A 23,366-nucleotide genomic window follows, 5' to 3' on the forward strand; every position below is an offset into this window, starting at 1 on the left:
TGTGGCAATTCAAGCGTTACTCGTAATTCTGGCAGTGCTGCTGGTGCTGCTGTTCCTCGGCGTGCCCATCTCGTACGCCATTGCAGTCTCTTCCCTGACTGCCATTCTTTCTTCCATTGATCTGAATGTTGCCGTGCTGACCGCTGCCCAGCGCACCTTTGTGGGCATGAGCAAGTTCAGCCTGACCGCCATCCCGTTCTTTATTCTGGCCGGCAACATCATGAATCAGGGCGGCATCGCCAAGCGTCTGGTGGATTTCGTCATGGCCATTCTGGGCAAGATGCCCGGCGCACTGCTGGTGACCAACATCGGCACCAACGCCCTGTTCGGTGCCATCTCCGGTTCTGCTTCCGCTGCGGCTGCTGCTGTTGGCTCCATGATCCGCGACGGTGCTGACGAGCAGGGCTACGACCCCGCCGTGACCGCTGCCACCAACGCCGCTTCCTCCTGCTCCGGTTTGCTGATCCCGCCGTCCAACGCCTTGATTACCTACTCGCTGGCATCCGGCGGCACCTCTGTGGCTGCGCTGTTCATGGCCGGTTACATTCCCGGCATCATCTGGGCGCTGTGCTGCTGCGTGGTGGGCGTACTGCTGGCGGTCAAGCTGGGCTATAAAGGCACCCCCGGTAAGTTTGACTGGAAAAATCTCGGCATCTGCACCCTGCGCGCTCTGCCTTCCCTGTCCCTGATCATCGTGGTCATCGGCGGCATCATCGGCGGTGTGTTCTCTGCCACCGAAGGCTCTGCCATTGCCGTTGTCTATGCGCTGATCCTTGCTTTCTGCTACCGCTCCATCAACCTGAAGAGCCTGTGGAAGATCATCGTGGACTCTGCCAAGATGTCCGGCATGGTGGTGTTCCTTGTAGGCGTTTCCAACATTCTGGGCTGGGTCATGGCCTTTTTGCAGATCCCGGATGCTGTGGCGGCAGCCCTGCTGAGCCTGACCAGCAATAAGTACATCATTCTGCTCATCATGAACGTGATCCTGCTGGTGTCCGGCACCTTTATGGATGTGACCCCGGCCATCCTCATCTTCACCCCGCTGTTCCTGCCCATCTGCCAGAGCTTTGGCATGAGCACCATCCAGTTCGGTCTGATCCTCGTGTATAACCTGTGCATCGGCAACATCACCCCGCCCGTAGGCAACGCACTGTTCGTGGGCATCAAGGTGGGCCGCACCTCGCTTTCCAAGGTCATGCCGTACATGCTGATGTACTATGTGGCCATCATCGGCGGCCTGCTGCTGGTCACCTTTATCCCGGCAGTGTCTACCGCACTGCCGCAGGCAATGGGCCTGATGTAACTGAGACATTCCCTTCTTCTCCTAAAAAAGGCGGTGCCTGCTTTGCGGCGGGCACCGCCTTTTCCTGTCTCTTGCGCAAAGGCAGTCTTGTGCGCTATACTATCTGCAAAGGGAGGGAGACACCATGCGCAGACGGACTTTTTTAGCCGGGCTGGGCTTTGCGGCTTTGCAGCTGGCAGGCTGTGTCGCAAAGCCGCAGACCACACCGGACTATGTGCTGACCTATGCCGACAACCAGCCCGCCGGGTACCCCACTACGCAGGGCGCGCAGTATTTTGCAGACCTTGTGCAGCAGCAGACCGGGGGCAAGGTGGTCATTCAGGTCAAGGCGAACGGCGAGTACGGCTCGGAACAGCAGGTGTGGGAACAGCTTGCCATTGGCGGCGTAGATTTTGCCCGTGTGTCGCTCTCGGTGGCCACGGACGATCTGCCCCGGCTCAACGTACTGCTGCTGCCGTATCTCTACCGGGATGCCGACCATATGTGGCGTGTGCTGGATGGCAGCATCGGGGCTGAGTTTTTGCAGAACTTTACCGCACAGGGACGGGTAGGCCTGAGCTGGTACGACGCGGGTGCCCGCTCGTTTTATGCCCGTCAGCCGGTGCGCAGCCTGAACGATTTACAGGGCAAGACCATCCGCGTGCAGAACTCGCAGATCGTGATCGACATGATCCGCCTGCTGGGTGCAGTGCCGGAGACCACGGCGTACAGCGATGTGTACTCGGCGCTTGAGACCGGGCAGGTCGATGCCGCCGAAAACAACTGGCCGGCCTACTATTCCATGGAGCACTACAAGGTGGCGCGGTACTATATGGCCGATGAGCATAGCCGCGTACCGGAGGTGCAGCTGGCTTCCGGCCGCACATGGGATACACTGCCGGAGGAATACCGGCAGACCCTGCAAGCGTGTGCCCGGGCATCGGCGCAGTATGAGCGCCAGCTCTGGGCACAGGAGGAAACCGCCGCCCGCAAAGCAGCCCTTGCAGGCGGCTGCATCGAACTGCCGCTGCCCGAAGAAGAAATGCAGAGTTTCCGGCAACTTGTACAGCCGCTGTACCGGAAATACTGTGCCGACTATCTGCCGCTGGTGGAGGAGATACAGGCAGAGTGACAACAGAGAAAGGGACGAGTCAAATAAAAAGGCTCACAGCCAAGATCGCCCACCAGCTGGACCCCAGCCGTGCCACCTCCGGCGTGCGATACCATCGGCGAGCTGCTGGAAACGCAGGAGCACTTTTCCTCCACGCCCACTCCGTGGAACAGCAAACAAGCCAGACCCGCCGGTCTGGCTTGTTTGCAATATCAAAATAAATGTTTCCGCTGAATATACCCAAGGTGCAGCGGAGGACCTTCTGAATCAAAAACTCTCCCTTAGCTCACATATCCATCGGTCACGCTGATGATGTTGGCATTGCCTTCCAGACTTTCATACACGTTCACGACGGCATAGTGCATCTCAGCACCCGGATAAACCGTGGTTGCTTCGCACAGGATGCGGTAGTTCGTGCCTGCCACGGTCTGGGTGCTCAGCAAGGTCACTGGCACATAATCCACACCTACAAGGCCCTCGGTGGCCTTGTTGAACGCTGCCGTGGCTTCCTCTGTCATGGCGGGGGACTCCGCTTCCTGCCAGGTGCCCACAGCGCCTTCTTCATAGTCCAGATTTGTCAGGCACAGTGGATCGCCGATGTCCAGAATTTCTGCTTTGCTCAGCCAGCTGTGCTGCAGCGTGACCACCACATACTCTTCCTGTGCGCCCGGTACGACGACAGTCGCCTTGCACAGAATGCGATACTGGGTACCGAAGCCGGTGGTGCGGCTTGCCAGCAGGGCTACAGGTGTATAGGAAACGCCCTCCAGACCATCAAAGGCCTAATCGAACACTTTGCGGACTTTCTCGGTCAGTGCTGGGTCGGAAGCGCGCTTCCAACTGCTGGAAATACAGTTTTCCTCAGCCACAGCAGAAACTGGTTCCACCGTCTCTGCCGAAAGTGCGTATGCCTGTACCGCACCGCCTGCCAGCAGGGAAAGGGCCATCACAGCCGTCATGCAAACAGAAACCGTCTTTTTCATAGTATTGTCTCCTCTTCTTATTGTGTGTATCACTGCCGGGGTGTACACCCGGTTCTGTCGCTACATTCTGGATACGAATGAGCCGCCCTCGGAATTGCACGGGTTTGAAATATTTTTCCAAAAAAGCTGAGACTGCGCTCTGGAAGGATACAAAACACCCCCGGCACTCGTTTGACAGGAACGAGCACCGGGGGTGTTGCTGTATCAAAATTATTTCAGGTCGAACCGGACAATGACCAGCCGATACCACAGATACGGCACCATGTTCCAGATCATCCACAGTTCCATCAGGATGTAGTTGGGCAGGTCTTTCAGGCGGAAGGGGCGCTTGCCGAGCTGGCCGGAGCGGAGCAGGGCAAAGGCCTCGTGCATCCCTTTGTCCCAGGCCTCACCAAAGCCCTGCTTGTGGAATTTGTAGCACTTGAGCAGATAGCCCAGCGCCAGCGGGATGAAGTTGAGCAGGAGCATGAGCAGCGGCTCGTTCTTGAGCGGGAGCAGGATGCTGTTGCGGCCGCTCTGCTGGCTCTTGAAGGCGTTGTACTTGACGGCACCGGTGCTGGCACCGCAGATGTGGTAGCATCTGGCCGCAGGGCAGAGCACATTTTGATAGCCCGCGTTGTTGGCGCGCCAGCTGAGGTCCACGTCTTCAAAGTAGGCGAAAAAGTTTTCGTCGAAGCCGCCGATCTCGTCCAGGATGCTCTTGCGGTAGAGCGATGCGCCGCCGCAGGCCGAGAAGATGCGCTTCGTTTTGGTGTAGCGGCTGGCCCGGCGGCCGTCGCCGGTCTTGCAGGCAAAGCCCATCCATGTGACGTAGTCCCCGGCGTCGTCGGCCAGTTCGCGGTCGAAGTGGCGGATCATCAGGCTCTGCACGGCGAAGATCCGGGGGTCGGTCTCGGCGGTGCGGATAAGCTCCGCCAGCCACTGCGGCTCAGCGAAGGCGTCGTTGTTGAAGAGCACCACAAACTCGCTCTTGGCGCGGGCGATGCCCTGATTGACCGCATGGGAGAAGCCGGTGTTGCGGCCGTTCTCGATGAGGGTGAAGTTCGGGCGGGTGCAATAGCTGCGGGCCTGCTCCAGACTTTCGTCGGTGGAGCCGTTGTCCACGACGATGAGTTCAAAATCCTGTTCGGTCTGGGCATAGATGGACTCGATGGAGTCCCTGAGCCAGCCCTTGCCGTTGATGTTGGGGATGACGATGGTTGCTTTCATATCTACCTGCTCCTGCAAAGTTTCGGTTTCGTTGGTCCTGCTTGAAAGTATACCATAATCTGCACAAAAAGAAAACGGAAAGAACAAACAGACTTTTGTACGAAAACCACAACAGACAAAAGTGCCTTTTGTGCAATCTGCTCCTGAATTGTGACCAAATCGTGTAAAATATGAGAAAAAAGCTGAACAACTGTTTACAAAAGAGTAACAAGCTGGTATACTTTACGGCAGTGAATAACGACGCGATTCAAGGGAGATGGAACAACGTGGAAACTGCACCGCATCACGCATGGAAAAAACTGTCGGCGCTGCTCATGACGCTGGCGCTGATGATGACGCTTCTGCCTGCGGCTCTGGCCGTGGACTTAAACGTTGACGCCGGGTTCTACTTCAAGCAGAGCCGGGGCGGCACCTGCACACTGGCTTCGGCCGCGATGATGCTGCGCCGCCGCGCTTACTTTGATGGTCTGGACGGATGGGTCGATGTGACCGAGAACAGCATCAAGAGCACGGCGTGGGCCGGCGGTCTGTCCCACAGTTTTACATACAATGCGATGCACGTTGGCTACGCCACCCTTCCTTCCGGCAAGGCGGCCAAGACTGAAGCCCTCATCCGAATCTTGCAGGAGCACCCGGAGGGCATCGTCCTGTATGACCGCAGCCAGCCCCACGCGGTGCTGCTGACCGACTACACGAACGGCGTCTTCTACTGCTCAGACCCGGCGAACGGCGTTTCTGCGGGCCGTGTGCCGCTGTCCAGCGCCAGCATCTCGATCGCTGGGGCGTCCTGCTACTGGTACATCACTTCCGATGCCAACGACGACGGCATCGGTCTGGAAGAGCTGGAGGCCGCAGTCGTGGCCGAGGAGACGGCTGCGGAGACGGCCACCGAGACCACCGTGGTGGAACAGACCCCCACGACGGAGACGACGACCCAGAGCAGCGCGTTGAGCTGGCTGGACAGTCTGTTCCAGTAAAAGATACCGAAAAACCGCCGGGTGCAGATCAGATGCACACGGCGGTTTTTTGTCGGCGCGGCGCGGCTCACTGCCGCAGCTGGGTGCCGGGGAAGTAGTGGGCGAGGATCTGCGAAGCCGTCTGCCCCTGCTCGGCCAGCGCTCTGGCTCCCCACTGGCTCATCCCGACCCCGTGACCGTAGCCTCTGGTGGTGAAGAAAAAGCTGCCGTTCTGATACTGCACCGTGAAGCAGGCGCTCCGCAGGCCCAGCGCCTTCCGCAGCGCCGGGCCGGTCACGGTCTGGCCGCAGACGGGCAGAGAGGCTACATAGCCGGAGGGGGTGAGGGCGGCCTCTCCGAACCAGCCCTCCGGCGCGGAGAGGTCGGGCGCGAGGCCCAGCCCGGTCAGGAGCTGCTGCAGCTGTGCGGCAGAGAACGAGACGGTGTAGATGTAGTTGTCGGCGTTCTGGTCGGTGCTGCTGTCCACCGGGATGAGATAGGGGACGGCGGTGCCCCAGACGTTCTCGCTGGCTTCGGTCTGCCCGTTGGAGATGGCAAAATAGCTGGTCCCGGCGGGGGCATCCTCATAGTAGAGCACCTGCGTCAGGACCGAATCCACCAGAGCCGAGAGCCGGGCGTAGTTGGCCTCATAGGCCGTGCCCCAATAGCTGCGGAGAACGGCATCGGTCAGATAGCCCTGCCGCCGGGCCGGGTCGGCGGTGAGCCAGCCTGCGGCGGGGTCCTGTGCGTGGTCCCGGCAGTAGAGGGCGTAGCTGTGGGCCGCGATGGCCTGGGCTTTCAGCGCCTCGTCCGGCCAGGTGATGGGCATTTCCGCCGCCACGGCCCCGATGAGGTAGTCCCGGCGGGGCACCGACACGACCGCGCCATCGCTCTGGTCGGCAATGAGAAAGGTCTCGCTGTCCCGGTCGGAGGGCGGCAGAGAGGCGGCATCGGGCGTTTCCGGTTCCGGGGCCGCGGCGGACGACGCCGGTGCCGCAGGCCCCAGCACGGTTTTGGCCAGCCGGTATCCGGCCAGCGGCAGCAGACTGCCCAGCACGAACAGCACGGCACAGAGCAGAAAAAAGGAACGTTTCATAGCAGCCCCTCCCGGACAGGCAGTTTCGTTTGGGCCAGTGTAGCAGGAACATGCGGAGAAAAAGCGCAGATTTCATCTTCTTCTTGAATTTATTTCACAAAAGCGCTATGATAGATATGTGCCATCAGCGCGGATGGCAGGGAAAGGTATAAGAAATTCGAAACAGAAAGGGGAACCTGCGCATGAACTATCAACATGCAGAAGTGGCAACGCTGGACCCGCAGACGATGCAGACACTCTGCGAAGAGTACATTGCCAACAACTACATCGACCCGGAGACCAGTGAGCGGCTGGGGGTCAAGCGCGGCCTGCGCAATCCGGATGGCACCGGTGTGCTGGCAGGCCTGACCAACGTCTGCGACGTCGTCGGCTACAAAAAGGACCAGGAGGGGCATGTCATCCCCATCCCCGGCAAGCTGATCTACCGCGGTGTCAACATCGAGGAGATCGTGGAAGAAGCCTACCGCAACGACCGCTTCGTCTTTGAGGAGGTTATCTGGCTGCTGCTGTTCGGCAGCCTGCCCACCCAGACCCAGCTGGACGATTTCTGTGCGCTGCTGGCCGAGCACCGTGCACTGCCCGATGGCTTCATGGACACCATGAACGCGCCTTCGCCCAACGTGATGAACAAGCTGCAGCGTTGTGTGCTGGGCCTGTATTCCTACGATGAGCACGCCGAGGACCTGAGCCTGGAGAACATCCTGAACCAGAGCATCAACCTCATTGCAAGCATGCCCACCATGATGGTCAACGCCTACCAGATGAAGCGCCGCTATTACGATAAGCAGAGCATGTTCTTCCATCTGCCCAAGCCCGGCCAGAGCACGGCGGAGCACATCCTCAGCACCTACCGCCCGGACCAGAAGTTCACCCACGAGGAGGCCAAGCTGCTGGATATGTGTCTGCTGGTCCACGCGGACCACGGCGGCGGCAACTGCTCCACCTTCACCACCCGTGTGCTGTCCTCTTCGGGCACCGACACCTATTCGGCCATCGCGGCGGCCATCGGCGCACTGAAAGGCCCCAAGCACGGCGGCGCGAACCTGATGGTCAACCGCCAGCTGCAGGATATCCTGAAGCATGTCGAGCACCCCGACGATGACGACGAGGTCCGCGAGTATCTCCGCCGCATCCTCCGTAAGCAGGCGGGCGACGGCTCCGGCCTCATCTACGGCATGGGCCACGCGGTCTATACCATGAGCGACCCCCGCGAGGTCATCCTGAAGAACCGCGCCAGACACCTGGCCTACGAGAAAGGCTTTGAGGAAGAGTACAACATGCTGTGCAGCATCGAGCGGCTGGCCCCCGGCATCTTCGCTGAGGAAAAGGGCAGCACGAAGCCCGTCTGCGCCAACGTGGACCTGTTCAGCGGGCTGATCTACAACATGCTGGGCATCTCCGAGGACATCTACACCCCGCTGTTTGCCATTGCTCGTGTGCCGGGCTGGTGCGCCCACCGCGTGGAGGAGGTCATCTTCGCCAACCGTATCATCCGGCCCGCCTACAAGTATCTGGGCGTGCGCCAGAAATATAAACCGATCGAGGAACGCTGATGAATCCATTACTCACACTTGTTTTTGTTGTAGGAACGGCACTGGCCCTTGGACGGGGCCTGGATCTGGGCTTCTGGACCGACCTGGAAAGCGGCCTGTGCATCGCCGGTTCGGTCTGGCTGCGGTATGCTGCGCTGGGCATCGCGGTGCTGGTGAGCCTGTTTGCGGGCCGGAAGCTGGCCTGTGAGCCGAAGAACTTGCAGGACCACTGCAAACCGTCCGGCATCGTCACGGTGATGGCAGGGGCATTCTTTACTGCCGCAGGATTTTTGCGCTTCGCCGTTGGAATGACTGGCGCAGGCTCGTTTGTTCGCGCGATACTGGAAATTCTGTGTGGCCAGTGGCTGGCCGGGCTGGCGAAGAGCTGGCTGCGGAAGGACTGGCAGCCGCCCACAAAGAGCATGGCCTCCGGCATCTGGGGCACACTGGTGTTCTACTGGTGCGTTCTGAGCCGCTTCATGGAGAACAGCTCCAGCTGGCACCGCGTCTCACCCACGGCGCAGGTCTGGGTGTTGCTGGGGATGCTCGTCTTTCTGTCCAGTCTGGTGCGGGCGCTCTGGATGCCCGAAACGTCGGATGGGAAAGCCCTGTGCGCCTCCGGTCTGGCAGCCTTTGTCCTCGGCTTCTGCTGGGAGCTGCCCCAGACCCTGACGCTGGCGATGCCCTCACAGTTCGTCCTCACGGCGCTGCCCTCCATCTTTTTTGGTCTGGGCATGGCCTGCCTTGGGACGCTGGGCGTGTTCTGCACCGTGCGCACCGCAGGGCCTGCGGCCAGAAAGAAGTAAAGGCCAGCACTCTGTTGGCTGAATTGCTGAAAACCGGCCCAGATAAGGGACAAAAATCATACAAAAGCCAAAAAGTGAACAAACGAGTTGTTAATTTTTTAGCAGACACTTGAAACTTTTCGCGTTTTGGACTACAATAAAGATACCGTGAGATTATCCGATGAAAAAGGGTAAGAACATTTAGGAGGTATTATTAACATGGCTGTTAGAGTTGCTATCAATGGTTTTGGTCGTATTGGCCGTCTGGCTTTCCGTCAGATGTTTGATGCTGAGGGTTACGAGGTCGTCGCAATCAACGACCTGACCAGCCCCAAGATGCTGGCTCACCTGCTGAAGTACGACACTGCTCAGGGTTCCTTCTGCGGCAAGATCGGCGAAGGCAAGCACACTGTCGAGGCTACCGAGGATTCCATCATCGTCGACGGCAAGGAGATCAAGATCTATGCCGTTAAGGACGCAAAGGATGCTCCCTGGGGCGAGCTGAACGTTGATGTCGTTCTGGAGTGCACCGGCTTCTACACCAGCAAGGAGAAGAGCATGGCTCACATCCAGGCTGGCGCAAAGAAGGTCGTCATCTCTGCTCCCGCAGGCAACGACCTGAAGACCATCGTCTTCTCCGTCAACGAGAAGACCCTGTCCGCTGAGGATCAGGTCATCTCCGCTGCTTCCTGCACCACCAACTGCCTGGCTCCCATGGCCGACACCCTGAACAAGACCTATCCCATCGTTTCCGGCATCATGACCACTGTTCATGCTTACACCGGCGACCAGATGATCCTGGATGGTCCTCAGCGCAAGGGCGACCTGCGCCGTGCTCGTGCTGGCGCACAGAACATCGTCCCCAACAGCACCGGTGCTGCCAAGGCCATCGGCCTGGTCATCCCTGAGCTGAACGGCAAGCTGATCGGCTCTGCTCAGCGTGTGCCTGTTCCCACCGGCTCTACCACCATCCTGGTTGCTGTCGTCAAGGGCAAGGACATCACCAAGGAGTCCATCAACGCTGCAATGAAGGCTGCTTCTTCTGAGTCCTTCGGCTACAACGAGGATCAGATCGTCTCTTCTGACGTCATCGGCATGCGTTACGGTTCTCTGTTCGACGCTACCCAGACCATGGTCGCTAAGATCGACGACGACACCTATCAGGTTCAGGTCGTGTCCTGGTACGACAACGAGAACTCCTACACCTCTCAGATGGTCCGTACCATTAAGTACTTCGCAGAGAACTGCTAATCGCGCAGCTGCGTTAAAAATTGGATGATTTGTCGGCTGGAGTTTGTCTTGCTCAACTACGAACAAGCCTGATTTGGTACGACAACCATATCTAGCGATTTTTCACCCTTTCTTTTGTGGTCCGCCATGAAGGAAAGGGTGTTTTTTTATGTGTTTGAAAGATCTCCGCGATGAATTTATCTACGACTGTGAATGCCGCCATCTGGCTAAAGGATCCCTGCGCAATTATAAGGCTGCGACCTGTTTTTTGCTGGAATATCTGGAGCTGAAGCAGATCACTGAGCTGGAAGACGTCCGTCCCCGCCACATCCGGGACCTGATGAAGGAAAAGCAGGATGCGGGCAGTACGTCCCGCTATATCAACGACCTGCTCAAGGTGTGGCGCACATGGTTCAACTATCTAGTCAATGAGGGCTATCTGGAGGAGCGGGACAATCCGGCCAAAAAGGTAAAGTGCCTCCGTCAGCCCCGGACGATCATCGATACCTTTACAGCGGCTGAGATGAAGCGGATGATCCAGTTCTACGACGGCAAGGACTTTCTGGACGTGCGGAACAAGACCATCATCATGCTGCTGTTTGATACCGGGATGCGCTGCAACGAAATGATCCTGATGGAGCCGGAGGATATCAAGCAGGACTATATTCTGGTCAAGCATGGCAAGGGCAGCAAGGAACGGGTCGTGCCCAAATCGCCCGCACTCTCCAAGCAGCTCGTCAAGTACTGCACACTCCGGGATGGCTACCTGAAAGAGCGCCCTAGCCAGCCAGTTCCTGAACGCGATCGGAGAAGAAATCCGCGACCTTGGATGCCCGGCGGATCGTGCTCTGGACTGCTCTGGGCCCGCGCAGATTTTTGTCGGCAATGGGCGTGTAAATCTCTTTCTCTACGGCTCGCAGGCGGTCTTCATCCTCGGCAATTAGCGTCAGGGCTTGTGATAGAATCATGTAGGCGTTCATGTTGCGGGTGATCCCGACGTAGCGCAGTACGTCATTGATACGGGCGGACAAATCGGAAGTAACCATTTTGATACCATTCCTATTACATATATTTGAATCAGTTCCATCCTGTTCGAAATAAATGTAACGCAGAATATGCCAAAACTGGCGAAAAGCGTCCAAATGCGTCGTTAAGTGCTGAAATGCGTCGCAACAGCACGGCGTTGTGAATTGGCAGGGGTATAGCAGGGGATAGGAGCACGGCAGCAGAGTGCTTGACTATGGTATATACAGTCTATAAGGGCGTTCGCTTTGGGCTGGGTGCTGTAGCGGCAGATTTCCATGACACCGCGCAGATTGTACACGATAGTTTCACGATTCTCCGTATGATTTCCGACCTCCGTAATCAATTTGATTACGGAGCTCAACAGGTCAAGACGTTCTTTGTTGTGCTGATAGAATCGCCATACACGACCTTGTGCAAAACAGTATGCACCGGTCACGACCTAAGTTCAGATGAGATCAGTCAGACTGACCCCATCAAGAAAGATGTGCGCAGTTTTGAGCAGATGTAGATGGTGGACAAAAATGTTCTCTGTGCACACAAGTGGCTACGCTCAAAAATGAGCTGTCCTCCATGTTCTCCAAAGGTCGCAAATCACGACCTTATACATCTACCTTGTTTCGGGTGGTGGCATTTCCGACTTTCCCTTTTTCCTTGTATTCTGGGGAAGGATGCCTTGTTTTAGGGGATGCGCACTATAATTCCGTCGTATTTCACGACGCAAATAGATATACTCAAAAGTGGTGAAACCATAATCAAACCGAAAATCCGCCGGGATGTGTGCTGGCTGATATTAAACGCGGCTCTTTAAGTTCACTTTCTGACTGAATACTGTATAAAATAGAAGGAGCCCTGCTACTCGTGTCTGAGCGGCAGGGCATTTGTGTTGGAGTTGGTTATTAAATTACGGCGGTTTTATGTTATGCCCCAGGACGTGCTGTGTTAGAGCTCAAAAATCTCAGTCGTGATTCTGGTCTGGTTTTCACCTAAAAGTTTACCATAAGCACGGTCAGAAATTCGTTTGAACTCTTCAGCTCGTTCTCTCGTCTGATAACTGAGTTCTTGTAGAATAGAGTTATTATCGTGATCGATAATTTTGACGATGAACTTATTATTCTTAGCCATACCTTTTCCTTCCATCAGGCTGCAATTTCGGCGATGAAGTTCAGGATGATGAATACCATCAACCCCAAACCGATGAGTGTAAGTATGGGGCCACAACCAATATTGCCTCCGTCGCTTTTATTGCTCATCATGCTGTACATCATATAATGGTCAAACTAATCGTGGTCACATTTGCGGCTCATAATAGCTTCTCCTGCGTTTTGAAGTGTGTTTACTTTTGCATTTTAGGTTTGCTGTACCTGAAGTCTACAAAACAATGTGTCCAATAAAGTGGATTTACAAGTGCACTTTTAAAATGTGGAGCTTTTTTGCTGCTGGGCGCACGAATTGATGGATGACCGCACTGTCGCAGGCAAAAGTCTCCGGTAAGGCCTCCGGTGGCGGAGCTCCTCTCACTCAGTCAGGCCCAACAGATAATCAGTGGACACCTGATAGAATTGGGCGAGCTGAATCAGATGGGGGATCTCAGGGCATTTGTCGTGCTCCAATGCGTAGACTGCCCGGCGGGTCACACCCATGGTTCGTGCAAGATCGGTCTGGGTATAGCCGTGCGTCAGGCGTAGGTGCTGCAAGCGTTCTGATATGATAGTCATGGCGGTGCTCCTTTCTATAATAATAGGCGTCCTCTCACAGCCCGGCGAATCTCTGTCTTTACGAGTACACTTTTATCGCAAGTCAAAAAATTGCGCAACATCAAAACAGCATTTCTGCGACATGCAATTCAACGATGTTGCTGTCGCATTAAAAAGTTGAATTGCTATAAAACCGGCACTACTCTCACTCGTGCCCTCGCTCTCTGTCCTGCTATGATTTAATCAGCCTTTACGAACAGCTCCATGCAGTCCGCACAGATGACCCGCACTTCCTTGGTACTCCGGATGATGGTACCGCACTTGGGACATACCCACCGCCGGGTACTGCTCTTTGCTTTGGGAGGTTTCGGTGCTCCGGTCTGACTGCTGCCGGGTGCCTTGCTGCCTGCTCCGGTGCCTGCCATATCCGACCATGCCAGCCGCTCGCCCATCTGGATATCCTGCCAGCCTTGGAAGATGATGAAGTCCAGCAGCTCTTCGGACGGACTTGTGATGGTCCAGCCATACTTTTCGTGGTGGTCGACGGTCAGCCCGTGTGTCTCTGCCTGCTCCTTAAAGCGTCGGTTGTGGTATACCCCGTTGTTGCTGGTGTCCTTGATGCCGGTCTCCATGCAGTATTCGTGCACCATCTCATGCAGCAGGGTGGAAGCGGTCTCCTCGATGGGACGGTCAAGGGTAGCCGACGAAATATTGATCTCGTATTTGTTCTCGCCGCCTGCCTGCCAGACCTTGGAACAGGTGATGTGACCATAGGCGGACGGGGTCTTTTTCAGGCTGATGATGGGTTCGGGCAGCTTGCCTGCAAAGTAGTGTTTGTTGAGCTCGCGGAACATCTTTTCCAGCTGACCAGCAGCGCGGGAGGTTTTGACAGTCTGTTTCATGATTTCTTGAACCTTTCTTGATAAAAAAGGCCGGGACAGGTATAATATTGGTGTAGCCCGCCCCGGCGGGTGTGTTGGGCTCTGTACAGCGCAAACTTTGGTAGGTGGGCGCTGTATGGGGCTTTTCTTTTCAGGTGATGCTCAGGCGGGTGCCGGTGACCGTTTTGCTGTACTGGTCATACAGGTCAGGAGCTACGGCCTTGATGGCTTTGCTGTCCAGTCGGGTGCTGGAGAAATCGGACAGGCGGACTTTGTGGCAGCCTACTTCCAGATAGTTGGTGGAGCGCTCAGCCAGTGCCTCGCGGATCTGGATCTTCAGCTGTTCCTGTTCAGCCTGTGCAGCCTCGATCAGTTGGGCGGCCTCCTTGTACTGTTCGACAAGGGCCAGTAAAACGTTGATGCTCATGTGTGTGCCTCGCTTCAAATCGTTGGTGAATGGACGGATGTGAGAACCGGTGTTCCCGATGGCATGAGTATAAACTATTCACGGGAATAGGCAGCGGATGCTATAATAAACACTATAATGTACTGGAGGAAAAATCAATGGCAAAGACGAGTGCAGCACAACAGCGTGCAGTTCATAAATATGTGAAAAATAATTATGACCGTTTGGAGCTATCAGTGCCCAAAGGAGAAAAAGAGACTATCCAGCAGGCAGCGAAACAGGCGGGGCAAAGCGTAAACGCCTATATTTACGAAGCGCTATGCGCCAGAATGCAGCAGGAAAACGCCATGTTAGACACACCGGGGGTGGTTAAAAATCTGGAAGGGGACACTGACCCGGTAGAATGAGATAGTTGTTCCATCTCCCCAGACTGAATTGAATCTAGCAGCAGAAGGCCTCTGTTTTTCACAGAAATGTGATCGGCAGGGGCCTTTTTAGCACAAAAAATAACCTGACCTATGCAAAAGAGCACAAACCAGGTGGTGCGCTGCATTGATGGTTAATTATACCTATATAAAATAGGAAAATCGGGGGAGAGAGTAAAAATTATATAGTGTAATGCGATACGTCTAGTCTGAACCCGTGACCAATGCAACGGTATGAGCCAGTTTTTTAGTGCGAAGTGATGCTCTATTTAGCGGTTGTCATTACATTGAAACTGCTATTTCACCCGACAGTGCCATCCAGCGCGCTATGGACAACTATATGACCACACATTTTTCTGCTGATGATTTCATCTGGAGCTTTCAGGCGAAACTGGGCAATGTGTGGAAAAGATTAGGTTGAGTCGAAATTTTTTCTAAAACACAGATGGATACAATTCCTCGGATTTCTATTGATTCCCAAATGTAACCATGATAGAATAATAAGAGAATTCAGACGGCCACGTAGAAGAACTGGTATCCTCCGTTTTTGGATGGGAGATACGCCTTGATTGCGGGTAAGGAGGTGAATCATGTGGGCTTGTGTCTGTTTGCGAACAATAATGTGATAAATCATGCGGAAAACCAAATGATAGACCACAATAAAAAGCCCACTGCTGTTTACCTTGCTGGCATGATGCGCAAAGGTGAAAATGAAGTGGGCTTGTTAGGGTTTTACAAAAATGTAAAAATTTGCACTCCGATAGTACTGTGCACGTGGAGCTTGAGCTGCAGTGTGATGTTCTGGTTCTTGTTGCGGTCACATTGCATTTGAAATGACCTTGGGCGAAACCGTCGTCCGAGGGCTTTTGTCTACCTGGAAATCAGGAGGTAAACGGTCTGTACGTCTTGGGAAAAGAGGAACGGCTATCTAAAAGGAAGGTGCTTGCGGGAACGGTGTGAGCTAAAGGGATTACTTTAAAACGAATAACGATAAGAAACGTATAGACAAGGATTTATGTGAGGAAAAAATGGCTACGAATACGACTGGAATTGAGAAGAAAGTTGAAATTGACCGAAAAGAGAATCTGCACGCCCATCGGCTGTACTGGTTTGTCCGCCGTGCGCAGGATATTGTTCTGTCGTCGGTGGCGCTGGTAGTGCTGTCACCTGTTATGTTGATTACAGCAATTGCTATTGTGGTGGATGACCCATCCGCGGGTCCAATCTTCTCGCAGGAGCGTATTGGCCGCGACGGAAAGCCCTTCAAGTTCTATAAGTTCCGCTCCATGTGCCCCAATGCAGAGGCAAAACTGGACGACCTGCTGGACCAGAACGAGATGGATGGCCCGGTTTTCAAAATCAAGGATGATCCGCGCATTACTCGTGTGGGTAAATTTATCCGCAAGACCAGCATTGATGAACTACCGCAGCTGTGGAACATCCTGAAAGGCGATATGAGCATTGTTGGCCCCCGCCCTGCACTTCCCCGCGAGGTGGAGCAGTACGGCGACTACGAAAAGCAGCGTCTATATGTGACTCCCGGACTGAGTTGTTATTGGCAGATTGCCCCGCACCGGAATGATTTGTCTTTTGAAGAGTGGATGGATCTGGATGTGAAATACGTCAAGGAGCGTAGCTTCTGGGTGGATTGGAAGATTATTTTTAAGACATTCAAAGTGTGCCTGCTGGGGCATGGGGAGTAAGGTGGCCTGCAAAGGTAGGAAAGATACTGGTAAAGAAATGTTGGCTGATATACCGGAGCAAAGTAGAAATATGATTGATGCACCGAAATGGTACGACAGCAAAGAAAAATACTTAGGCAGGTGGGGCTTATAATCACACTTTATAAATACAGCGATTGCGGAAAAGATGAGGAGTACTTGAGGGATGAGGAATAAAAAAATCAGAATACTGCATGTGGCGCAAGCCGCTGGCGGAGTAGATCGCTACATCCGAATGCTTCTCAAGTATTTGGACAAAGAAAAGTTCGAGAATATATTGGTTTGCTCACAAGATTTCCATGAGGAAGACTACAGAGGTTTGGTAGACTCTTTTGAACAGGTCGAAATGATCAGAGCTATTGGAGGCAATGATTTAAAGGCAATTAAAGAGGTAAGAACTCTGATAAAGAAATATAACCCCGATATCGTTTATGCTCACTCCAGTAAGGCGGGGGCTATTGCTCGTATTGCAGATATTGGTTTAAAGAACCACTGTGTATACAACCCACATGGCTGGGCGTTCAACATGCGCTGCTCGGCAAAGAAAAAAGCAATATACACAATGATAGAAAAAATTGCAGCACCGTTCTGCGATAAAATCATCTGCATTTCAGATGCAGAAAAACAGTCAGCACTGGATAAGAAAATATGCAAAGAGGATAAGCTGCAAGTCATTTTTAACGGTGTGGATATCGAGGCCTATGAAAGTGGGGAGCATGGTGCTATTAAGAGGAAAGATCTGAACATTCCAGAAGACGCATTTGTTGTTGGCATGGTAGGACGAATGAGCCCACAGAAAGCACCAGATGTCTTTGTTAAGATGGCAAAGCAAGTGAAAGATGAAGTTCCCAATGCACACTTCATTATCGTCGGCAATGGAAATCAGGAAGACGAAATCAGAAAGTATGCGGAGGACAATGGTTTTTCGAACAGCCTGCATATTACAGGCTGGGTTGATAACCCGATGAGCTATGTTGAACTATTTGATGTGGCCTGCCTATTGAGCCGTTGGGAAGGCTTTGGATTGGCACTGCCTGAATACATGATGGCAGGCAAACCAATTGTAGCAAGTAGAGTGGATGCCATTCCCAATATAATCCGGAATGGAGAAAATGGTCTGCTTGTTGAAGTGGATGATGATATTGGAGCAAGTAATGCTGTGCTACGGATTTATCAGGAAAAAGAATTGAAAGATAAATTATTAGCACAGGGGATGGAAGACGTACATAACAGATTCAATGCTCGGAGAGTGTCAGAGGAGCACGGGAAACTGTTTGAAAATATGTAAGAAATGAAGCAGGGGAAGAAATCGGTATGAAATTTTTTGTAACAGGCGTTGGCGGTCAGCAGGGACATGATGTAATGAACGAGCTGCTGAAGCGTAGCCATGAGGGTGTAAACTCTGATGTTCAGGAAAATTATAGCGGCGTGGCAGATGGTTCTGCAGTAACGAAGGCACCGTATGTTGCACTGGATATTACAAATAAAGAGGCAGTCGGGAAGGTTATAACAGAAGTGAATCCAGATGCAGTGATCCACTGTGCAGCATGGACTGCGGTGGATATGGTAGAAGATGACGATAAAGTGGCGAAAGTCCGTGCCATCAATGTAGGTGGTACACAGAATATTGCAGATATTTGCAAGAAACTCAACTGCAAAATGACATACATCAGCACAGATTATGTGTTTGATAGTCAGGGGACGGAACCTTGGAAACCGGTTTACAAGGACTATAAGCCTTTGAATGTGTACGGACAGACGAAACTGGAAGGTGAACTGGCGGTCAGCCAGACGCTGGAAAAGTATTTCATTATCCGCAGTGCTTGGGTGTTTGGTTTGAACGGTAAGAATTTTATCAAGACTAGTGCATAAAAGGGGTAAATAATAAAAACATCAGTAATGGTTGCAACGCTAGTAATTAGAAGCTGTGAGTGGCGAAAATTAAGAGGCAGCTTTAGAAAAGTCTAAGCGATTAATTTGTGATAAAGTAACCGAGAAGAAAAAACAGTTAAACTGAAGAAGGCTACGGCTATAAATAATATAGAAAAGGATGTAATGTTTTACTATGAAAGAATATTTGGTTTCAGTCATTGTGCCAGTATATAATGTGAATCTATATCTAAAGCAGTGTGTGGATAGTATTCTATCACAGACATATAAAAAATTGGAAATCTTATTAGTTGACGATGGATCAACAGATAACAGTGGAATGATTTGTGACGACTATGCAAAAATAGATCAAAGAGTAAAAGTTATTCATAAAAAAAATGGTGGCTTATCCGATGCGCGTAATGTTGCGCTTGATATATGTAGAGGTGACTATATTTCTTTTGTGGATAGTGATGATTATCTCTCACCATGTTTTTATGAAATTTTAATGGGAGTGATGAACTCTGGAAACTGTGATCTTGTTGCTTTAAAGGGAGGACCAAGTTTCTGGGATGGAGAAGAAATTCCAGCTTTGGCAAAAGATAAAGATGAATTCGCCGTTCGTTATTTAAATTCCCATGATGTTTTGGAGAGAATGTTATATCAGGAAATTGCAACGGGTGCCCCATTCAAACTTTACAAGAAAGAAGTCTTTGACAATATTCGTTTTCCTGTTGGATATCTTTACGAAGATGTAGCAACAACTTATAAGCCTTTCTTTAATGCAAAAGAATGTGCAATTGTAGAAGCGGATATTTATGCGTATAGAAAGAGAAGAGACAGTATTATTCGACAGTCTTTTTCTCCGAAAAAAATGATTTGTCTTGATATTTTTGATCAATTAGTCAATGACAAACAATTAAAGGATGCTGGTTTGCAAAAAGCAGCAGAGTCAAGAGTATATGCAATGACATATTCGGTTTTTCTGCAGGTCCCTAAGAATGATAAAAAAACGCAAAGAATTATATGGAATAAATTGAAAACCGTACAAAAAGATGTGATGTTTGATACTTCTAAAATAATGAGAAAAAAGAATCGCTATGCAGCATTTGTGTCATTATTAGGTATGAATATCTCTTATATAATAGGAAGAAAGTTTGGACAAAAAGACTCTATGTCTTAATGGTTGGTTAAGGTGAATGGCCGTGAGTCAATGGAATGAGAACATGAAAAATAGCAAGGTATTAATTCTAAAAGATAATTATAATTCTTTCGAGCAGTATTATTTGGATAAGCTAAATGAATGCGGCATTGATGCTGAGTTTTACTATACTTCATCCTCTATGTTGAGGAAGGCTTTTACGCACTACGCATTGCCGTTCGAGTCGTTATGGTATGGGGGTTGGAAAAACAACCTTGATACATACGATTGTATCATTGTTTTTGACTCATTGCATTCCGCGAATTTGCTGAAATATATACGAAAAAAATATAGAAAGCGACTTATTTTCTGGCACTGGAATCCAATAAAAAGGGATAAAGATATATCTATTTGGGCAGAAACTAAGAAAATGTGCGAGCATTGGACATTCAACCCAAGTGATGCCGAGAGATATGAAATGAATTTGAATAATCAGTTCTTTTTTTATCAGAATCAAGAAGACGTTTCTAAGGGAGAATCAGCTTTTTTTGTCGGTACTGATAAGGGAAGATATGAAAAAATTGTGGCCATTTCAGATGATTTGAAAGGCATGGGCATTGCTATAGATTTTCATGTTATTAGTATGAATGGCAATGATACACGTAAATACATTGAAAAAACATATATGGAATATAGCGATGTGATGTCGCATATTCGAAAATCAAAAGCGGTTGTTGAAATAGTGCAGGATGGTCAGAATGGTTTAACAGCACGAGCACTGGAAGCAATGTTTTTTGAAACGAAGTTAATAACAAATAATAGAGCGATTCGCAATTTCAATTTTTATAATTATAATGATATTTTCATTATTGGTGAAGATAATAACGATAGATTGGATGCTTTCTTGCACACTCCATTTCAGCCGATAGAGAAAAAAGCTCTTTATCAATATGATGCGAATGGATGGCTCGATAATTTTATGAGGAGAAAGTAAATGATTATTACACAGACCCCGTTCCGCATGTCTTTTTTTGGCGGCGGAACAGATATGGAGAGCTTTTTTAAAGAACACGGTGGTGCCGTTTTGTCTACCACATTTGATAAGTACTGTTATGTGAATGTGCGCCATCTGCCGCGTTTCTTTGACTATTCAACAGAACTGTCTTATTCCAAGACCGAACGCGTGACCTGCATTGAGGATATTCAGCATCCTGCAATTCGTAATGCGATGAAGATGCTGGATATGCATGAAATTCGTCTTACATATGAAGCAGATCTCCCGGCGCGTTCGGGTCTGGGTACTTCAAGTTCCTTTGCGGTTGGAATGCTGAATGCCTTTTATGCGCTGAAAGGCAAGTATGCCGACAAGAAAAAATTGGCAGATGAAGCTATTTACCTGGAGCGGAATCTGTGCCAGGAGGCGGGCGGCTGGCAGGATCAGATTGCAGCATCGTTTGGAGGCTTTAACCGCATCAACTTCAATGCGGACGGTTATAAAGTTCTTCCTGTGATTATTTCTCCAGAGAGAAAGAAACAACTTAACCAGAATTTGATGATGTTCTTTACCGGCTTTACTCGCTTTTCTTCCGATGTACAGAAAGCAAATGCAGCAGGTAAAGTCGATAAAACGGCACAGCTAAAAGAAATGCTGTCGCTTGTGGATGATGCTGAAAAAGTCTTGACAGACAGAGAAAAAGATTTGGATGATTTTGGTAGAATGCTGGATCACACATGGAAGCTGAAGCGTCAGACAGGATCTGCGGTGTCCACAAATAGTATTGATGAACTATACGCAAAGGGTATTGCCGCAGGTGCCTTGGGTGGAAAACTCCTTGGTGCTGGCGGTGGTGGATTTCTTGTATTCTATGTACAGCCGGAACGACAGGATGCTGTTCGTTGGGCGATGCGCGACCTACTCTATATTCCGTTCAAATTTGAAGATGGTGGAACGCGTGTAATCCATTATACACCGGAAGACTATACACCGAAGGATTAAAAACATGAAAGTTGTGATTATGGCAGGTGGGAAGGGAACTCGTATTTCTTCTGTAGCGAGTGATATTCCTAAGCCGATGATAAAAATTGAAGGAATCCCAGTACTGGAGCGAGAAATTGAATGTCTGAAAAACCAAGGATTTAATGACATCATCATGACAGTAAGCCACTTGGGAAATATTATCATGGATTACTTTGGTGATGGTTCTGGAAACTCTCCGGTAACAGGTAAGCCGTTTGGCGTACATATTGAGTACTATTTTGAAAAAGAACCACTTGGCAATGCAGGTGCTTTATTCAGAATTAAGGATAAGTTGACATCAGATTTTCTTCTTCTAAATGCGGATGCGATGTTTGATGTGGATTTCAATCGCTTTGTTGCTTTTCATCGGAAACATAGCGGATTGGTTACGCTCTTTACACATCCGAACAGCCATCCCTATGATAGCGGACTGATTGTTGCGGATAAAAATGGCGCAGTCGAAAGGTGGTTGGCCAAGGAAGATGTACGGCCACAGTACTACAGAAATCGTGTGAATGCAGGATTACATGTTATTAATCCTGAAGTATTAGAGCTGGTCGGTATTGATGCCGATTCGGTTGGGAAGATTGGCGAGGATGGTAAGCCTGTAAAAGTCGATTTGGATCGTCAGTTGTTAAAACCGCTTGCAGGAACAGGAAAGATGTTCTGCTATGACAGCCCTGAGTATGTTAAAGACATGGGTACTCCAGATCGGTACTATTCCGTATGTAAAGACTGCAAAGAAGGAAAAATTTCGGCAAAAAATCTAAAACATAAGCAGAAAGCAATCTTCCTTGATAGGGACGGAACAATCAATAAGTATGTTGGATTCCTTAGAAATATAGATGAGTTTAAGCTGATTGATGGTGTGGCAGCAGCAATCCGTAAGATCAATGAATCAGGCTGTCTTGCTGTTGTCGTGACAAATCAGCCGGTTATTGCTCGCGGCGAAGTATCCTTTGAAGAATTGGAAGAAATTCATAACAAGATGGAAACACTTCTTGGAAAAGAAGGTGCATATCTTGATGCGATTTATTACTGCCCACATCATCCTCATAAGGGGTATGAGGGAGAACGTCCGGAACTGAAGATAGACTGTAATTGTCGTAAGCCGAAACCAGGAATGTTACTCAAAGCGGCAGAAGATTTTAATGTTGACTTGTCACAGTCATGGATGATTGGCGATGGAGAAAACGATGTTAAAGCGGGTATCAATGCTGGATGCAAGACTGCGCTTTTGAGCGATAATGATGAAAATTATGGACAGACCGAGACAGTGAAGTCGTTGGGCGAATTTATTAGCCGTATGATGTGAAGATTGGAGTTTGTGGAGGAAGAAAAAGTGAACGAGCTAAAAGAAAACATCGCGAAGCATATTGAGATTCTCTGTGAGAGATATCCGGCACTAGAGTCAATTAAGAAAGAAATTGTAGAAGCATATTTTTTACTGGAAGAATCTTATAAGAATGGCGGTAAATTGCTGGTTGCTGGAAATGGTGGTTCTGCTGCGGATGCGGAACACATTGTTGGCGAATTAATGAAAGGATTCAAACTCCCTCGAAAACCAGACGCAGATTTCGCAGATAAACTTGTTAAGGAAAATAAGGAGCTTGGAACTGTTCTGGCAGAAAACCTGCAAGGTGCGCTGCCTGCTATTGCGCTGGATGGACATCCGGCATTGTCTACTGCGTACATGAATGATTGCGAACCGCTTCTGTGCTTTGCTCAGCAAGTAAATGGCTACGGCAAAGCGGGAGATGTATTTTTAGGCATTTCTACAAGCGGTAATAGCAAGAATGTGCTATATGCTGCGATCACCGCACATGCAAAAGGTATGAAGGTAATCGGTCTGACTGGTGCAAAGAACAGCAAACTGGAGCAGATGAGCGATGTGTGCATTAAAGTTCCGCAGACTGAAACTTATATGATTCAAGAATTGCATATGCCGGTTTACCACTGCCTGTGCTTGATGCTTGAAGATGGATTTTTTTTGGAGAAATAA

The 23,366-nt window shown here is 50.7% G+C and carries 23 protein-coding genes and 2 pseudogenes; 16 read left to right on the forward strand and 9 right to left on the reverse strand.

Features of this window, described 5'->3' with window-relative positions:
- Position 1 precedes the first annotated feature (1 nt).
- Both J3350_RS07430 and J3350_RS07435 read left to right on the forward strand, forming a co-directional pair.
- Positions 2-1,303: a TRAP transporter large permease gene (locus J3350_RS07430; RefSeq protein WP_097792684.1), complete on the forward strand. Its 1,302-nt coding sequence runs from the start codon at positions 2-4 to the stop codon at positions 1,301-1,303.
- Positions 1,304-1,427: 124 nt separating this feature from the next.
- Positions 1,428-2,414, forward strand: a complete 987-nt coding sequence (locus J3350_RS07435) for a TRAP transporter substrate-binding protein (RefSeq protein ID WP_207686186.1) — start codon at positions 1,428-1,430, stop codon at positions 2,412-2,414.
- Positions 2,415-2,674: 260 nt separating this feature from the next.
- Here the strand turns inward: J3350_RS07435 and J3350_RS07440 are convergent, their stop codons facing one another.
- From J3350_RS07440 to J3350_RS07450, 3 genes are all read right to left on the reverse strand, one after another.
- Positions 2,675-3,043, reverse strand: a complete 369-nt coding sequence (locus J3350_RS07440) for a hypothetical protein (RefSeq protein WP_207686187.1) — start codon at positions 3,041-3,043, stop codon at positions 2,675-2,677.
- Positions 3,044-3,175: 132 nt separating this feature from the next.
- Complete coding sequence (locus J3350_RS07445; RefSeq protein WP_207686188.1) at positions 3,176-3,376, reverse strand: hypothetical protein; 201 nt, start codon at positions 3,374-3,376, stop codon at positions 3,176-3,178.
- A gap of 210 nt (positions 3,377-3,586) precedes the next feature.
- Complete coding sequence (locus J3350_RS07450) at positions 3,587-4,585, reverse strand: glycosyltransferase family 2 protein (RefSeq protein ID WP_207686189.1); 999 nt, start codon at positions 4,583-4,585, stop codon at positions 3,587-3,589.
- Between the two features lie 266 nt (positions 4,586-4,851).
- On the opposite strand from J3350_RS07450, the gene J3350_RS07455 reads away from it, so the two are divergent.
- Positions 4,852-5,562: a hypothetical protein gene (locus tag J3350_RS07455; RefSeq protein WP_242700183.1), complete on the forward strand. Its 711-nt coding sequence runs from the start codon at positions 4,852-4,854 to the stop codon at positions 5,560-5,562.
- A 67-nt stretch (positions 5,563-5,629) separates the two neighbouring features.
- Here the strand turns inward: J3350_RS07455 and J3350_RS07460 are convergent, their stop codons facing one another.
- A complete protein-coding gene (locus J3350_RS07460; RefSeq protein WP_207686190.1) occupies positions 5,630-6,637 on the reverse strand; it encodes a SpoIID/LytB domain-containing protein in 1,008 nt (335 codons plus the stop codon).
- A gap of 182 nt (positions 6,638-6,819) precedes the next feature.
- Here J3350_RS07460 and J3350_RS07465 point away from each other — a divergent pair, with 182 nt between their 5' ends.
- The 4 genes and pseudogenes from J3350_RS07465 to J3350_RS14130 form a co-directional block, all read left to right on the forward strand.
- Positions 6,820-8,190, forward strand: coding sequence for a citrate synthase (locus J3350_RS07465; RefSeq protein ID WP_097791884.1), 1,371 nt, complete (start codon positions 6,820-6,822; stop codon positions 8,188-8,190).
- Entirely contained in the window at positions 8,190-8,975 is a 786-nt protein-coding gene (locus tag J3350_RS07470; RefSeq protein ID WP_207686191.1) for a hypothetical protein, read from the forward strand. Before J3350_RS07465 ends, J3350_RS07470 begins: the two co-directional genes overlap by 1 nt.
- 198 nt (positions 8,976-9,173) lie before the next feature.
- On the forward strand, positions 9,174-10,205 hold the full coding sequence (gap, locus tag J3350_RS07475) for a type I glyceraldehyde-3-phosphate dehydrogenase (protein ID WP_207686192.1): 1,032 nt from the start codon (positions 9,174-9,176) through the stop codon (positions 10,203-10,205).
- A 319-nt stretch (positions 10,206-10,524) separates the two neighbouring features.
- Positions 10,525-10,929, forward strand: a pseudogene (locus J3350_RS14130) (tyrosine-type recombinase/integrase); the annotation flags it as partial.
- 34 nt (positions 10,930-10,963) lie between these two features.
- Here the strand turns inward: J3350_RS14130 and J3350_RS14135 are convergent.
- The 5 genes from J3350_RS14135 to J3350_RS07500 form a co-directional block, all read right to left on the reverse strand.
- The gene (locus J3350_RS14135) at positions 10,964-11,230 is read right to left on the reverse strand and encodes a sporulation initiation factor Spo0A C-terminal domain-containing protein (RefSeq protein WP_370569283.1); all 267 of its coding nucleotides are present in this window, start codon (positions 11,228-11,230) and stop codon (positions 10,964-10,966) included.
- A 919-nt stretch (positions 11,231-12,149) separates the two neighbouring features.
- Positions 12,150-12,332 carry a hypothetical protein gene (locus tag J3350_RS07485; protein WP_207686194.1) on the reverse strand — a complete coding sequence of 61 codons (183 nt, stop codon included), beginning with the start codon at positions 12,330-12,332 and terminating at the stop codon, positions 12,150-12,152.
- Between the two features lie 392 nt (positions 12,333-12,724).
- Positions 12,725-12,925 (reverse strand): helix-turn-helix domain-containing protein, encoded by a 201-nt coding sequence (locus J3350_RS07490; protein WP_207686195.1) that lies wholly within the window; start codon positions 12,923-12,925, stop codon positions 12,725-12,727.
- A 218-nt stretch (positions 12,926-13,143) separates the two neighbouring features.
- Positions 13,144-13,806, reverse strand: coding sequence for a SprT-like domain-containing protein (locus J3350_RS07495; protein WP_118658304.1), 663 nt, complete (start codon positions 13,804-13,806; stop codon positions 13,144-13,146).
- Between the two features lie 130 nt (positions 13,807-13,936).
- Positions 13,937-14,212 carry a hypothetical protein gene (locus tag J3350_RS07500; RefSeq protein ID WP_207686196.1) on the reverse strand — a complete coding sequence of 92 codons (276 nt, stop codon included), beginning with the start codon at positions 14,210-14,212 and terminating at the stop codon, positions 13,937-13,939.
- 137 nt (positions 14,213-14,349) lie between these two features.
- Between J3350_RS07500 and J3350_RS07505 the strand changes: the two genes are divergently transcribed.
- From J3350_RS07505 to J3350_RS07545, 9 genes and pseudogenes are all read left to right on the forward strand, one after another.
- A complete protein-coding gene (locus J3350_RS07505) occupies positions 14,350-14,598 on the forward strand; it encodes a hypothetical protein (RefSeq protein WP_207686197.1) in 249 nt (82 codons plus the stop codon).
- Between the two features lie 1,046 nt (positions 14,599-15,644).
- The gene (locus J3350_RS07510) at positions 15,645-16,319 is read left to right on the forward strand and encodes a sugar transferase (protein WP_207686198.1); all 675 of its coding nucleotides are present in this window, start codon (positions 15,645-15,647) and stop codon (positions 16,317-16,319) included.
- A gap of 184 nt (positions 16,320-16,503) precedes the next feature.
- Complete coding sequence (locus tag J3350_RS07515; RefSeq protein WP_207686199.1) at positions 16,504-17,625, forward strand: glycosyltransferase family 4 protein; 1,122 nt, start codon at positions 16,504-16,506, stop codon at positions 17,623-17,625.
- Between the two features lie 26 nt (positions 17,626-17,651).
- Positions 17,652-18,200 (forward strand): annotated as a pseudogene (locus J3350_RS07520) (NAD(P)-dependent oxidoreductase); the annotation flags it as partial.
- Between the two features lie 202 nt (positions 18,201-18,402).
- A complete protein-coding gene (locus tag J3350_RS07525; RefSeq protein WP_207686200.1) occupies positions 18,403-19,389 on the forward strand; it encodes a glycosyltransferase in 987 nt (328 codons plus the stop codon).
- Positions 19,390-19,432: 43 nt separating this feature from the next.
- Positions 19,433-20,341, forward strand: coding sequence for a hypothetical protein (locus tag J3350_RS07530; protein WP_207686201.1), 909 nt, complete (start codon positions 19,433-19,435; stop codon positions 20,339-20,341).
- Positions 20,342-21,343: a kinase gene (locus J3350_RS07535; protein WP_207686202.1), complete on the forward strand. Its 1,002-nt coding sequence runs from the start codon at positions 20,342-20,344 to the stop codon at positions 21,341-21,343.
- 4 nt (positions 21,344-21,347) lie between these two features.
- The gene (gene gmhB / locus J3350_RS07540; RefSeq protein ID WP_207686203.1) at positions 21,348-22,679 is read left to right on the forward strand and encodes a D-glycero-beta-D-manno-heptose 1,7-bisphosphate 7-phosphatase; all 1,332 of its coding nucleotides are present in this window, start codon (positions 21,348-21,350) and stop codon (positions 22,677-22,679) included.
- A gap of 27 nt (positions 22,680-22,706) precedes the next feature.
- Positions 22,707-23,366, forward strand: coding sequence for an SIS domain-containing protein (locus tag J3350_RS07545; RefSeq protein WP_207686204.1), 660 nt, complete (start codon positions 22,707-22,709; stop codon positions 23,364-23,366).

It is taken from the genome of Faecalibacterium sp. Marseille-Q3530, from assembly GCF_017377625.1.
Taxonomy (GTDB): domain Bacteria; phylum Bacillota; class Clostridia; order Oscillospirales; family Ruminococcaceae; genus Faecalibacterium; species Faecalibacterium prausnitzii_E.

Coding starts and splice junctions, on each gene's coding strand:
- J3350_RS07495 (WP_118658304.1), bottom strand. CDS start 13,806: ATGAAACAGACTGTCAAAACCTCCCGCGCTGCTGGTCAGCTGGAAAAG.
- J3350_RS07450 (WP_207686189.1), bottom strand. CDS start 4,585: ATGAAAGCAACCATCGTCATCCCCAACATCAACGGCAAGGGCTGGCTC.
- gap (WP_207686192.1), top strand. CDS start 9,174: ATGGCTGTTAGAGTTGCTATCAATGGTTTTGGTCGTATTGGCCGTCTG.
- J3350_RS07445 (WP_207686188.1), bottom strand. CDS start 3,376: ATGAAAAAGACGGTTTCTGTTTGCATGACGGCTGTGATGGCCCTTTCC.
- J3350_RS07530 (WP_207686201.1), top strand. CDS start 19,433: ATGAAAAATAGCAAGGTATTAATTCTAAAAGATAATTATAATTCTTTC.
- J3350_RS07505 (WP_207686197.1), top strand. CDS start 14,350: ATGGCAAAGACGAGTGCAGCACAACAGCGTGCAGTTCATAAATATGTG.
- J3350_RS07465 (WP_097791884.1), top strand. CDS start 6,820: ATGAACTATCAACATGCAGAAGTGGCAACGCTGGACCCGCAGACGATG.
- J3350_RS07490 (WP_207686195.1), bottom strand. CDS start 12,925: ATGACTATCATATCAGAACGCTTGCAGCACCTACGCCTGACGCACGGC.
- J3350_RS07515 (WP_207686199.1), top strand. CDS start 16,504: ATGAGGAATAAAAAAATCAGAATACTGCATGTGGCGCAAGCCGCTGGC.
- J3350_RS07525 (WP_207686200.1), top strand. CDS start 18,403: ATGAAAGAATATTTGGTTTCAGTCATTGTGCCAGTATATAATGTGAAT.
- J3350_RS07435 (WP_207686186.1), top strand. CDS start 1,428: ATGCGCAGACGGACTTTTTTAGCCGGGCTGGGCTTTGCGGCTTTGCAG.
- J3350_RS07535 (WP_207686202.1), top strand. CDS start 20,342: ATGATTATTACACAGACCCCGTTCCGCATGTCTTTTTTTGGCGGCGGA.
- J3350_RS14135 (WP_370569283.1), bottom strand. CDS start 11,230: ATGGTTACTTCCGATTTGTCCGCCCGTATCAATGACGTACTGCGCTAC.
- gmhB (WP_207686203.1), top strand. CDS start 21,348: ATGAAAGTTGTGATTATGGCAGGTGGGAAGGGAACTCGTATTTCTTCT.
- J3350_RS07485 (WP_207686194.1), bottom strand. CDS start 12,332: ATGGCTAAGAATAATAAGTTCATCGTCAAAATTATCGATCACGATAAT.
- J3350_RS07460 (WP_207686190.1), bottom strand. CDS start 6,637: ATGAAACGTTCCTTTTTTCTGCTCTGTGCCGTGCTGTTCGTGCTGGGC.
- J3350_RS07470 (WP_207686191.1), top strand. CDS start 8,190: ATGAATCCATTACTCACACTTGTTTTTGTTGTAGGAACGGCACTGGCC.
- J3350_RS07500 (WP_207686196.1), bottom strand. CDS start 14,212: ATGAGCATCAACGTTTTACTGGCCCTTGTCGAACAGTACAAGGAGGCC.
- J3350_RS07510 (WP_207686198.1), top strand. CDS start 15,645: ATGGCTACGAATACGACTGGAATTGAGAAGAAAGTTGAAATTGACCGA.